Source organism: Wolbachia endosymbiont (group B) of Athalia cordata, assembly GCF_947251845.1.
In the GTDB taxonomy this organism is placed as follows: Bacteria; Pseudomonadota; Alphaproteobacteria; order Rickettsiales; family Anaplasmataceae; genus Wolbachia.
In genome coordinates this window covers 71,287-83,892 of the sequence record NZ_OX366383.1, presented here as the reverse complement: position 1 = coordinate 83,892, position 12,606 = coordinate 71,287, and the positions used below count along the sequence as shown (strand labels likewise).

Below are 12,606 nucleotides of genomic sequence, written 5' to 3'. Positions count from 1 at the left end.
AGCATTTGCAAGTCTATATATCTTTAATATAAAAAAATAAATCATGAAATATATCACACACTGCATTCACATGCATATTCTCAACAACAAGTGGAGGAGTTATTCTTATTACCCTATTATTTAAAATTTTAGTCATTATTAAGCCTTTGTCAAGAGATTGTTTAACAATTTTATCAGCCAAAGGTACTCTAAGCTCTATCCCTATCAATAAACCCTCCCCACGAACTTCTGAAACGATCTTCGGAAATTCTTCAGTCAAAGGCAACAACTTTTCTTTTAGATATTTACTGACCTTCTTAACATGGTCAAAAAAGCCTTCCTTTAGCATTACATCGAGTACTGCATTACCAACAGTCATGGCAAGTGGATTACCTCCATAAGTTGACCCATGAGTTCCTGGAGTGATTGCTTCTGCTATATAATCTTTTACTAAACATGCAGCCAGAGGAAACCCATTACCCATAGCCTTCGCACAAGTGAGCATATCAGGTTCAACTCCTATATTTTGATAGTAAAATAGAGAGCCAATCCGTCCATATCCGCATTGCACTTCATCAAAGCATAAAATTATTCCTTGAGCTTTTGTTATCTCTCTTACTTTTTTAAGATACTCTACGTCCAATGGATGTACTCCGCCTTCACTTTGTATGGGCTCTAAAAATATGGCAGCTGTTTCGCTATTGATTTTCTTTTCTAATGCTTCAATGTTATTTCTTGGAACTTTATCAAAACCAGAAAGGAGTGGAGCAAAACCTTCGCGTGATTTTTCATTTCCCCCAGCTGAAATTGCAGCAATACTGCGGCCATGAAAACCTCCTTCAATTGTAATGATGTGACTGCGCTTTTCTTGTCCATTTAAGTAGAAATAGCGGCGAATAAATTTAATTGCAGCTTCTGTTGCTTCAAGTCCACTTGAGCAGAAAAAAACTTTATCGGCAAAGGTAAGTTCTGTTAAACGCTGAGCAAGCCTTTCCTGCTGAGGAATAGTAAAAATATTAGAGCAGTGCCATAATGAATCCAGTTGCTCCTTCAGTTTATCTGTAATGTATGGATGACAATGCCCTAGAGAGGTTGTAGAAATTCCTGCAGCAAAGTCTAAATATTTTTTACCATCCTTATCGAAGAGATATACTCCTTCTCCTCTAACTATAGAAGCTTCAGATCTATTATAAGCGTTAACAACATGATCCATTTTAAATATTATCTATAGTGCATGAAAAAGCTTTCCCTTAATATTGCTTAAACTAAAAATTGGGCTAATATTATACAGTTCAACATAAAACTCAGAAATTTAATATGTAAAAAAGTAAAACTACACCAATTCACATTCAGCAAAAAAGAAAGCTATTTCTCTATGAGCGTTCTCTAGACTATCAGAACCATGAACTCTATTTTCACTAATATCATTAGCAAAATCACCCCTAATTGTACCTTTATCTGCCTGTTTTGGATCTGTAGCACCCATGATTTGTCTGTATTTACTGACTGCATTTTCACCGATTAAAACTTGAACTATCACAGACCCAGAAGTCATAAATTCCACCAACTCTCCAAAAAAAGGCCTATCCTTATGAATTTCATAAAACAGCTCTGCTTGTTTTTTTGTCAGCATCATCATTCTTTGTGCTATAATTTTTAGTCCAGATTTTTCAATGTAAGAATTTATACTGCCTGTAATATTATTTTTTACTGCATCAGGTTTTAATATTGAAAGTGTTCTCTCAATTGCCATATTATTTCCTTATATTAAGATCGTATATTTACTTTATTGTGAATTTTTGTTCCATCAAAGAGATTTTTTATTTATAGTCAAGAATAAAACATCAAGGGGTAGTTTATGGTTTACTGTCGTAAGAAACTAGTGAATAATCTTAAATCATCAATTTTCTGCGGAACAAAAGGTTTTTTAACCTTTAATTTGGCATTTTTAAGTTATTTAGAGTATAGCTTACACAATAATACAAAATTAAAAGGAGGTGCCGCTTTTGCGATGAAAAGGAACGTTGTTCCATTTGGTGAAATGATTGCCATACCGCTGTTTTTTTGCTTTGTATTACCAGCTATGGTAGGCAACATAAGCCTTATCGAGTGCGCACTTATATGTGCTGCACTGATGGTTGCAACATGTTTTGTTGTAAGAACCTTTCACTTGCGTGAAAAGTTATTGAAAAAAATGACTAATAATGAAAATCATACCAAGAAAGAAATAGAGCAGGAATTTAAGAAAGACATTATAAAATTTCCTATCTTTGATAAAAACAGACAGCATATTGAGTATAATTCTCATAATCCAGGACAACTAATGAGTGAAAGTCCTCCCTCTCTCTTTGTTAGGGTTTTACTTTTTCCCCTTACGATTTTTCTGAAGGCTCTACAAAGCTGCATAATGATATCTTTGGCTGCTGTTGAACTTTTTGAAGCAGTGCCAAGTTTTTGTGTTGATGTGGTTTTTGATAGAAACTTTGTATCTACACAGAGTAACGTGAAGAGATCTGGCCATCTATTGTATGCTAGTGTGAGAAATTTAGTGCCTGTAACTAAACTTGATGAGTGTGTAGCTGATTTTATAGGCAAACCTGAAGAAAGGTGCTGTCAGTGAAGAAGGCAGTAATCTTATTTAACCTAGGCGGACCTGATTCACTAAGTGCGGTCCGTCCTTTCTTATTTAATCTTTTTTACGATAAAAGAATAATAAATCTACCAAATCCTTTTCGCTTCCTTTTAGCAAAGTTTATCTCCAAAAGGCGAGAAAGTACTGCACAAGAAATATACGAGCACATTGGAGGTAAATCGCCAATCTTGGAGAATACGAAAGCACAAGCTGATGCTTTAGAACTAAAATTAAATGAAAATGGAAACCATGTATATAAGATATTCATCTGCATGCGTTATTGGCATCCATTTGCTGATGAAGTTGTTAAAAGCGTAAAGCAATTCGACCCTGACGAAATCATTCTGTTACCACTATATCCGCAATATTCAACCACCACAACTCTATCATCCATCGAGAATTGGCAAAAAAATGCCAAACTGGAATGTAACACAAAAACAATTCACCATTATTATGACAATGAAGACTTTATTGAAGCTCATGTTAATCTGACGTCTAAATATTATAAATTAGCTAGCAAAATCGGTAAGCCAAGAGTCCTATTCTCGGCTCATAGCTTACCTCTTAGTATCATTAAAAAAGGCGACCCTTACGCTTCACAGATAGAAAAAACAGTAAAATTAATAGTAAAAAAATTGAATATTGAAGATCTTGATTGGGGAATATGTTATCAGAGTAAGGTTGGCCCTGTAAAATGGTTGGAGCCTAGCACTGAAAGTGAGCTATCACGCGCAAAAGACGATAATATACCTGTAGTTTTATCACCTATATCTTTTGTTTCTGAGCATTCTGAAACACTGGTTGAACTTGATATAGAGTATAAAGCAATTATCAAAGACGGATATTACTTTCGCGTACCAACTCTCAGTACTGATCTCTTATTTATCAAGTGCTTGGCCGATTTATGTTTAGATCACTCTCAAAGTACTGATTTATAGCACTTTTCTTTTTAGATTTTTATAGTATAATATTAAAAAGTTATTATTTTATTATCTACTTATGCCAAAAGGTAAGCCAAATACATTTATAGAAAGTATACATGATGCTCACAATCATGATATTAGAAAGATGTATTGTATTGCAGTAGGTTTAACAGGCATATTGTGTAAAATTTCATTGCAATTCTGTTGCGAGTTTATTGATAACAACAGATCCAATATTTGTACTATATTAGATATTTCTAAGTTCATAAAACTACCAACATCAATAATATTTGCTCTTCACTTTGGTCTCAATTTAGCTGGATATAAATCTAAAAAACTTCAGAATGGTAAAGGGGGAAATGAACCTGAAAAACCAATACAGGTTGTGGGTAGCTCAGCCTTCTTGGCAAACTGTGTCATAGGAATATTGATGCAGACAAAAATCATTCATTTCCTAGCTGGGAACAATAAAGATATAATAAGTTATATTAGCTTAACATCAGCAGTTCTGTTTCTATTTTCAGAATTCGTAAGCTGTTATTATAAGTGCGAAGAATATAAGGAAGTGCATAAAAAATATCAAGAAGCATGTAAAAAATACAAAAAGGGTGATGACGAACTTACGAAATGTGAAGCTGAGCTTGCTAAATGCAAGAAGAATGTTATGTTTAGCACATTCACTTTGTCATTAGGCTTATTAAGCTTTACATTAAAGAGAATGGAAATTGCAACTATACCGATAGACTTGGGTGGTGGCATAATCTATAATTTCAACTTAACTGTTACGGTCAGTTTGATACTAAGTATAGCATATCTAGTATCAAACATCGATAAGTTTGTCAATCAACCTAATAATGGTACTGATCCTTCTACTGGATTTGATGACGCTCACCATATTCAGCATAATGGCAGCATTGTAGAAAGTAATTATTCGAGATGAAAAGACTTAATTTCTACTGCCAATGCTAGCACTGCTAATTTGCTAACAATATTCCAAAGTGGCAAAGTTTTATTTTCTTGGCTGATGTCATAAAATTCACAGTCAGTGGAATTCAAGCTAGAATATACATCTTTCCTGCTATTACATCGGTATAAGTAACATGTTGGAGTATCTCCTATATAGTATATTAGCGGTTCTGCAGAACTACTTTTAAATATGTCAATAGTTGGTACACCTTCTTGTATAATAACACTATTGATTGCTATTCCTTCTTTTATCTTTTTCATTTTATGACGCTTTTTTTTATTGAGATTTAATATTTCCTTTCCACTTGTTGCTGTTATAATGCCCATTCCATATGTGCCATTGCTTGCTTTGATAAAAACGTAAGGTTGTGTTTTTATTTCATATTCCTCATATTTTTTTTGCACTAGAGATAATATTTGGTCAACTTTAGTCGCTACTGCTCCTAGTGATGAATCATCATTAAAGTCAACTCCATTACAGCTTTCTGTAAGCACAGAAATAAGCCATGGGTCCATTTTAAATTCGCCACAAAATTCGGACACTAATTTTTGATAGATTTCAAAATATTGAAATTTCTGCCTACTGTGCCAGCCATATAATGGACTTGGCACTATCTCTTGTTTTACGTTTTCTAGCGTGTCTGGAATGTGGCTCGTCATATCACGGTTCAGTATAATAATATCAGGCACAAATCCTGAAGTTGTCTTCAGCAAAGAGTTTTCTTTCACAACAGTTTCATACTGTTCTATTAAATTGTACGTTTCATTATGAAAGAGGCCAATTCTAGTTTCAAAACCTGCGAGTTGCAGTACCTTTTCTATGGCAAATACATTTTCTATATACATTTTATTTCGTGTGTAATTCTCCGGTATTATAAGGGCCTTTTTATATTGTTTTGTTTCGAAGTAGCTTTTTATCAATTTTGCTGCTATCACTTTTGATACTTCACTTAGGTTATTAAACCCTGCAGGAAATAAATTGGCGTCTACTGGAGCAATTTTGTAGCCTGAATTCCTAAGATCTATGGAGCTATAAAATGGTAATGTAAAACCATTAAATTTTGTTTTGAACCAATTATTTATATCTTTTTCCAGATTTGGATGAATTATGTTTTGCATCTACACTTTAAATGTTATAAGAAAAGTACTATATTATAAGTTATAATCTTAATATAATATAACGAATTAAAATAACAAAAAAATGATTCATCATGACAGCAGTAAAATGTATGGTACTACTATACTGTCAATTAGAAGAGACAAAAATGTAGTAGTAATAGGTGATGGGCAAGTCTCGCTAGGCCATACCGTTATAAAATCTGGAGCAAAAAAAGTTAGGCGTCTTTCTGGTGATTCCGTAATTGCCGGTTTTGCTGGAGCAACAGCTGATGCATTTACTCTCTTCGAAAGGCTAGAATCTAAACTTGATAAGCACCCAGGACAGTTAATGAGGGCATGTGTTGAACTTGCAAAAGACTGGAGAATGGATAAATATCTGAGAAAATTAGAAGCTATGATGATCGTGGCAGACAAGTCCATTTCATTGGTCATTACAGGAACGGGTGATGTTCTTGAACCTGAAGATGGCATTGCAGCCATTGGCTCTGGAGGAAATTTTGCTTTATCTGCAGCAAAAGCTTTGATTGACGTTGAAGGAATATCAATAGAGGAGATTGCAAAAAAGGCTATGAAGATAGCTGCCGATATATGTGTTTATACAAACCATAATCTAATTATTGAAAAAATAAAGGAGTAATATGTCAAGAACTTTGTGTACCAATTCTTCTGGTCAACCTGTAGTAGGTCAATCTGATAATAATGATGACTGCAATAAAAAAAACGGCCTCTATGAAAATGAAGGTACAGAAAGTAGCAGCATCCAAAGCTCACAAGCTTTATTAGATGATCTACCACCACAGAAGATAGTTAAAGAGTTGGATAGATTTATAATCGGGCAGAATGACGCAAAGCGTGCTGTTGCTATTGCACTCAGAAATCGTTGGCGTCGAAATAAAGTACCACTTCCACTACGTGAAGAGATTATACCTAAGAATATACTCATGATAGGCCATACGGGAGTTGGTAAAACTGAAATAGCTCGCCGTTTAGCAAAGCTTGCTGGTGCACCTTTTATAAAAGTTGAAGCAACGAAATTTACTGAAATAGGATATGTTGGACGTGATGTTGACTCGATAATACGTGATTTAGTTGACGCAGCAATAGTTTTAGTTAAGGAAAAAGCACGTAAAGCCTTAACTAAAAAAGCTTTAGGTTTGGCTGAAAAGATAATAGTCAACTCCATGGTTGGTGAAGATGCAACCGAGGAAAGCAAAAAAGTTTTCAGAGAAAGACTGAGAAATAAGGAATTTGAAGATGGAGAAGTTTCTATTAACGTCAGGGAGAGCAAGGGTATGCTACCCACTTTTGATATACCTGGTATGCCAGGTGGGCAAATTGGCGTGATGAACGTAACAGAAATAGTGGGTAAGATGTTTAATGGGAACAAAAAAACAAAAACTATTACAGTTAAAGTGAAAGAAGCGCGTGAAATATTGATTAATGAAGAAAGCGAAAGGTTAATGGATGAAGACAAGATAATCAAAGAAGCGATTGATCTTGTTAGCAATGAAGGTATAGTGTTTTTGGATGAAATAGATAAAATTGCAGCACGTACAGAAATAAAAGGTGAAGTCAACAGAGAAGGAGTGCAACGTGATCTGTTACCACTACTTGAAGGAACAACTGTTTCAACTAAGTATGGCACCGTAAAAACAGACTATATATTATTTATTGCATCTGGTGCTTTTCATTTGTCTAAACCATCCGATCTTTTACCAGAATTACAGGGTAGATTGCCAATTAGAGTGGAACTTAAGGCACTTACTCAAGAGGATTTAATAAAAATATTAAAGGAACCAGAATCTAGTTTGTTAAAACAGTACATAGCTTTAATGAAAACGGAAAATGTAACACTTGAGTTTACTGATGATGGTATAGAAACTATAGCTGAAATAGCTTTTACAGTTAATAGAGAAGTAGAAAATATAGGTGCAAGAAGACTTCATACTGTCATGGAGAAGCTTTTAGATGAAATAAGTTTTATCGCTTCTGAAAAAAATAATGAGAAATTTGTTATAGATAGCAAGCACGTAAGAGATAAGCTTGAATCAATTTCAAAGCAGCTTGATTTATCTAAGTTTATACTTTAGAAGAAACTTTTTCTTTAAGTAATATATAGCACTCAAGAAGTTTTATTTTTTCTTACTTCGTAATTCTTTAAGCTATTTTTCAATAGTAGAATTCAAGCTTAAATCAATTATTGCAATATCACAATCTATGCCTTTTGTTAACACATCAGTTAAAAGATCAGGTGGAGAAAGAACTGTTCTTTTATTACCAGCTCTCATTCCCACAACTCCAAGTTCTATAGCAAGCGGCATTTTTCTGTCACCAACTTTAAACTGCACTGTTTGATCTTTGACTATATACTCACCATTATATCTCTTTATGCTATATTGAGCCGATATCTCATCACCACACTTTACTTGTTTTCTAGTTTTGTTAATTAAGTCATTAAAAATCATTAGGTTATTTACTGAATCAGGATATTTATCTTTTACTTCAATCAGTTTGATGTAATAAGAGTTAAAACTCATTTTGTTGTCATCAGCGGCAATAGTAACTACACGCTCTCCACCTTCTTTCATACCTATTACCCCTAAACTCACTTCTTTTTCACCTATTCTCAGAGTAATATCAGAGACTTGACTTGGTAATGCTGCCAGATTGTTGGATATTTTGTACATTTGTAGCAGGACTTCTTGGCCACAGAAAGCCTTACTGCCGCTGCCTTCAGTAATTTCATAAAATTTTATCGTCTCTTCTTCCTTTTGCTGTGTTATTTCTTCTAAATATTCTGCTAGCCCATGCTTTTCAATATAGCGATCAAGTGCTGATTCAAGTATGGGCTTTACTAGATAACGTGCTATCGTCTGTGTTAAACCATCATGTGTGGCATTTATCTCGTAAAGCTTGTCCTCTTTTTCCGGTTTATCTTTATTTATATAAACAATAGTGATTATAAAAACAGAAGCTAAAGTGAGAACCATTACTAGAAAGATAAATATTTGTAATATAATTTTTTTAACCATCTTTTTTTACTTGATTCAATAAATCATATAAGTCATTAGTATTCCCTGAAAGCGTACTTAAATTATCTGAGGCCTGTTTAAAGAGACTATCTATATAGTTTTCCATTTCATTTTTGCCAAGCACGGACATTAAATTGTTTGTTTTATCTTGCTCATAATCTTCAATATCATCCTTAGCTTGAAAAATAAGCCCCAGATTTATTCCATAGTTATATAACGCTCTCCGCTCCTTGGTTGTAGCATTGCCTATTATAGCCCCTATTTCGCATGAAGCTGCAAATAGTTTTGCAGTTTTCATCAAATGAATTTCCTTTATTTTATTCAAATCTGCATCTATATCCAAAATCTGTCCTCCCACCATTCCCCTAACTCCTATCGCTTGAGAGAGCACTTTGATGATCTCACAATTTAACGAAGATAATACCTCAAAAGCCAAAGTAAGTAGTGCATCTCCGGCCAGTACTGCTATTGCTTCACCAAATTTTTTGTGGCAGCTCAGCTGGCCTCTTCGAGTGTCACTATTATCCATGCATGGTAGATCATCGTGAATTAGAGAGTAAGCATGAATAAATTCAATTGCTGCTGCTGCTGTTATTGCTTTTTCAACCTTTATGTTGAATATCGACGAAGATGCTATAACTAAAAAAGAACGTATATGTTTTGCAGGAGCAAGAAGCACATAACGCATAGCTGATATAAATTTATTCTCGCTATTTTCAGGTAAGAGCTTATTCACTTCTACAACAAGCAAATTTTTTGTTGTTTCGTCTAGCATTTTTAAATTTATTAACTATCGAGTGCTAAGAGATAGGAAGTTTTTAATAGTTTATATAATCATAAAAGCTATTGCAAACATCAAAATTTCTTATAACATCAGAGAATAGGTTATTTTTTAGTAAGAAATGAGCGAATTGGCAAAAAGCACTAGGGAAGATATAGAAGAAAAAGTAAAGAAGATTATACTAGAGCACATCAGTAAGGATGTAGAGAGATTTGGTAGTTCTTCAAAGCTTTCAGACCATGGCACAGATAGTTTAGATGCAGTTGAAATAATCATGGCAGCTGAAGAAGAATTTGGTATAGAGATTCCTGATGAAGATGCACAAAAAATGGAAACTATGGAACAGATAGTTGAATATGTAGTAAACAAAGCAAACAATTGATGTTGAATGAGCAGAAGAGTAGTAGTTACCGGTGTTGGCTTAATTACTCCACTAGCAGCAGATGTTAATAACACCTGGTCAAAGCTGAAAGAAGGTAAATCTGGCATCAAAGCAATCAATACAAATAGGTTTGATTCTTCTGATCTTGCTTGCAGAGTTGCAGGGCAAGTTCCAATGCAATCTGATGATATTGAGAACTATTTCAATCCATTAGATTATATTTCTGAGAAAGATCTAAAAAGAACAGATCGCTTTATTCACTACGGCGTTGCAGCAGCTATTCAGGCAGTAGATGATTCACTAGTTTTGGAAAATAAAAATATTAATAAAGAGCGAATAGGTGTAGCTATTGGTTCTGGTATAGGTGGTCTTCCATCAATTCAGGAAAATGTAATTACCATGCAGGAGAAGGGGCCTAGACGTGTTAGCCCATTTTTTGTTCCTGCAAGTCTAATAAATTTGATATCTGGTCATATTTCTATTAAATACGAATTTATAGGTCCAAATGACTCAGCGGTAACTGCATGTGCAACAGGTGCGCATGCGATTGTAAACTCAGCAAGAGCTATAAAACTCGGTGAAGCTGACATTATGATTGCAGGCGGAGCAGAAAGTGCGTTATGCAGAGTTGGAATTGCAGGTTTTGCATCGATGAAGGCGTTATCAACTAAATTCAATGATAATCCTGAAGAATCCTCAAGGCCATGGGATGAAGAACGTGATGGATTTGTCATGGGCGAAGGAGCAGGTATATTAGTGCTGGAAGAGTATGAACATGCAAAAAAAAGAAAAGCAAAAATATATGCGGAACTCACTGGATATGGACTAACAGGAGATGCACATCATATCACAGCACCTCATCCAGAAGGAAGAGGCGCATTTAAGGCAATGGAGCTTGCTTTAAAGAATGCACAAATCAGCCCAAGTCAAATTGGATATATCAATGCACATGGTACATCGACACCGCTTGGAGATAAAATAGAAGTAATAGCAATGAAGCAGTTATTCGGTGACTATGCCTATAAAATACCTGTTTCCTCGACTAAATCTTCTATAGGACATTTACTTGGTGCCGCAGGAAGTGTTGAAGCAATATTTAGTATCCTTGCATTAAACAATGGAATTGTTCCACCAACTTTAAACCTACACAAACCTTCAGAAGGGTGTGATTTAAATTTTGTACCACTTAAAGCTCAAGAGCATAAAATTCAATATGCGCTTTCTAATTCATTTGGTTTTGGTGGTACCAACGCGTCTCTCATCTTTGGAAAGGTGTAGTTAATTATGCTATTTTGAATCGACTACGAAAATGTTATTCGAGTAGCTGAAACTAGAATCCAGTTAAATTGGTCAGCATAAAAGTAATGTTGAAATATAACATTTTGATGATGATGAAGAAATGGATCCCAGTGTCAACTACTCGAATGACAGAAGAAGAAAAAGCAAAATTTTGCCTTTTACCGCTAACCTATTATACTTACTTGATAAGTTCTATCGCTTGATTAAATGCATAAAATATTAGTAAGAAGTAACCATAAGCCCTTGATTGGAAAAATCAAGATTAATGGTTCAAAGAATGCCGTCTTGCCAATAATGGCGGCAAGCTTGTTTAGTAATTCTTCAATAACTTTGCATAACGTACCTGATTTAATTGACGTGCATTTGATGTCTGAGCTGCTTAAGAGTCTTGGTGCAGAAGTAAATTTTATATGCAATAAAGACTATAAAGCAAATCACACTTTGGAAATTGACTGTAGCAATATCAATAACTATTTAATATCACATGAAATTGCAAGCAGACTGCGAGCATCTTTTTTAATGCTAGGTCCAATGCTCAGCAGATTTGGTAGAGTTTCAACAGTATTTCCTGGTGGATGTAATATTGGAAAACGTCCTGTTGACATTCATATTAAGGCACTTGAAGCAATGGGAGCTAAAATTGAAATTGATAGCTGTAATATAACTGCAACAACAAAGGGGAAATTGCAAGGCAAAGAAATAACATTTGAAAAAGTAAGTGTTGGTGCAACAGAAAATATAATAATGGCAGCAACACTTGCAGAGGGAGTAACAATAATAAACAATGCTGCAATCGAACCGGAAGTTCTTGATTTAATAGAGTTTCTGAAGATTATGGGTGCCAATATTGAAGTTAATAATACAAAAATCACAATAGAAGGTGTTGAAGCATTAAATGGGTGTGAGCATAAAATAATACCAGATCGCATAGAGGCCGGTACTTATGCTTTGGCTGCTATCATTACCGACGGCGAGCTAAAGTTAGAAGGAGTAAGTTTGTCTGATATAGAATGTATTGCAAATGAATTGAAGACTATAGGAGCCAGAGTTGAGTTACATGATGATGGTATTATTATTTCTAGAAAAAATGGCTCTATTAAATCTGCTCACGTTGCAACAAATCCATATCCCAACTTTCCCAGTGATATGCAACCACAACTAATGTCTGCAATGTGCATTGCAGATGGAATATCAATCATTGAAGAGAACATTTTTGAAAGTAGATTTGCACATGCAAATGAGCTAAGAAAATTAGGCGCTAATATCAGCATCGAAAAAAGTAAAGCTACTATAAGTGGAACAAAGAGCCTATCTGGAGCTAATCTGCATGCTAATGACTTAAGGTCAACAGCAGCTTTAATTCTCGCTTCTTTGGTAGCTAAAGGAGAAACTACAATAAATAACTCACATCATTTATGGAGAGGATATGAGGCAATGCACGAAAAACTCAATTCATGTGGAGCTGATATCTCTGTTTCATCTTGAGAATATAT

14 protein-coding genes are annotated in these 12,606 nt (G+C 34.6%); 9 read left to right on the top strand and 5 right to left on the bottom strand.

Features of this window, described 5'->3' with window-relative positions; genetic code table 11:
• Nucleotides 1-13: 13 nt before the first annotated feature.
• On the bottom strand, nt 14-1,192 hold the full coding sequence (locus OPR30_RS00495; protein ID WP_015587994.1) for an aspartate aminotransferase family protein: 1,179 nt from the start codon (nt 1,190-1,192) through the stop codon (nt 14-16).
• A 120-nt stretch (nt 1,193-1,312) separates the two neighbouring features.
• Nucleotides 1,313-1,732, bottom strand: a complete 420-nt coding sequence (ndk, locus tag OPR30_RS00490; protein WP_264377498.1) for a nucleoside-diphosphate kinase — start codon at nt 1,730-1,732, stop codon at nt 1,313-1,315.
• A 105-nt stretch (nt 1,733-1,837) separates the two neighbouring features.
• Between ndk and OPR30_RS00485 the strand changes: the two genes are divergently transcribed.
• From OPR30_RS00485 to OPR30_RS00475, 3 genes are all read left to right on the top strand, one after another.
• Nucleotides 1,838-2,599 carry a hypothetical protein gene (locus OPR30_RS00485; RefSeq protein WP_265030759.1) on the top strand — a complete coding sequence of 254 codons (762 nt, stop codon included), beginning with the start codon at nt 1,838-1,840 and terminating at the stop codon, nt 2,597-2,599.
• Entirely contained in the window at nt 2,596-3,549 is a 954-nt protein-coding gene (gene hemH, locus OPR30_RS00480; RefSeq protein WP_007302167.1) for a ferrochelatase, read from the top strand. The genes OPR30_RS00485 and hemH overlap by 4 nt, the downstream gene beginning before the upstream one ends.
• A gap of 61 nt (nt 3,550-3,610) precedes the next feature.
• Complete coding sequence (locus OPR30_RS00475) at nt 3,611-4,474, top strand: hypothetical protein (protein ID WP_265030758.1); 864 nt, start codon at nt 3,611-3,613, stop codon at nt 4,472-4,474.
• On the opposite strand, the gene gshA is transcribed toward OPR30_RS00475, so the two are convergent.
• Nucleotides 4,462-5,619, bottom strand: a complete 1,158-nt coding sequence (gshA, locus tag OPR30_RS00470; protein WP_265030757.1) for a glutamate--cysteine ligase — start codon at nt 5,617-5,619, stop codon at nt 4,462-4,464. The genes OPR30_RS00475 and gshA overlap by 13 nt on opposite strands.
• 82 nt (nt 5,620-5,701) lie before the next feature.
• On the opposite strand from gshA, the gene hslV reads away from it, so the two are divergent.
• Nucleotides 5,702-6,256 (top strand): ATP-dependent protease subunit HslV, encoded by a 555-nt coding sequence (gene hslV, locus OPR30_RS00465; protein ID WP_026092657.1) that lies wholly within the window; start codon nt 5,702-5,704, stop codon nt 6,254-6,256.
• Nucleotide 6,257: 1 nt separating this feature from the next.
• Nucleotides 6,258-7,709 carry an ATP-dependent protease ATPase subunit HslU gene (gene hslU / locus OPR30_RS00460; protein ID WP_264375136.1) on the top strand — a complete coding sequence of 484 codons (1,452 nt, stop codon included), beginning with the start codon at nt 6,258-6,260 and terminating at the stop codon, nt 7,707-7,709.
• 72 nt (nt 7,710-7,781) lie between these two features.
• Here hslU and OPR30_RS00455 read toward each other — a convergent pair whose 3' ends face one another.
• Both OPR30_RS00455 and OPR30_RS00450 read right to left on the bottom strand, forming a co-directional pair.
• Nucleotides 7,782-8,651 (bottom strand): FKBP-type peptidyl-prolyl cis-trans isomerase, encoded by an 870-nt coding sequence (locus OPR30_RS00455; protein WP_264375137.1) that lies wholly within the window; start codon nt 8,649-8,651, stop codon nt 7,782-7,784.
• Nucleotides 8,644-9,426, bottom strand: a complete 783-nt coding sequence (locus tag OPR30_RS00450) for a polyprenyl synthetase family protein (protein ID WP_264375138.1) — start codon at nt 9,424-9,426, stop codon at nt 8,644-8,646. The genes OPR30_RS00455 and OPR30_RS00450 overlap by 8 nt, the downstream gene beginning before the upstream one ends.
• A 127-nt stretch (nt 9,427-9,553) precedes the next feature.
• Between OPR30_RS00450 and acpP the strand changes: the two genes are divergently transcribed.
• The 4 genes from acpP to murA all read left to right on the top strand — a co-directional run bounded on the left by acpP (nt 9,554) and on the right by murA (nt 12,598).
• Nucleotides 9,554-9,814, top strand: coding sequence for an acyl carrier protein (gene acpP, locus OPR30_RS00445; RefSeq protein ID WP_264375139.1), 261 nt, complete (start codon nt 9,554-9,556; stop codon nt 9,812-9,814).
• A 6-nt stretch (nt 9,815-9,820) separates the two neighbouring features.
• The gene (fabF, locus tag OPR30_RS00440) at nt 9,821-11,092 is read left to right on the top strand and encodes a beta-ketoacyl-ACP synthase II (RefSeq protein ID WP_265030756.1); all 1,272 of its coding nucleotides are present in this window, start codon (nt 9,821-9,823) and stop codon (nt 11,090-11,092) included.
• Between the two features lie 86 nt (nt 11,093-11,178).
• A complete protein-coding gene (locus OPR30_RS00435; RefSeq protein ID WP_265030755.1) occupies nt 11,179-11,316 on the top strand; it encodes a hypothetical protein in 138 nt (45 codons plus the stop codon).
• A gap of 4 nt (nt 11,317-11,320) precedes the next feature.
• Nucleotides 11,321-12,598, top strand: a complete 1,278-nt coding sequence (gene murA / locus OPR30_RS00430; RefSeq protein WP_265030754.1) for a UDP-N-acetylglucosamine 1-carboxyvinyltransferase — start codon at nt 11,321-11,323, stop codon at nt 12,596-12,598.
• Nucleotides 12,599-12,606: the final 8 nt, after the last annotated feature.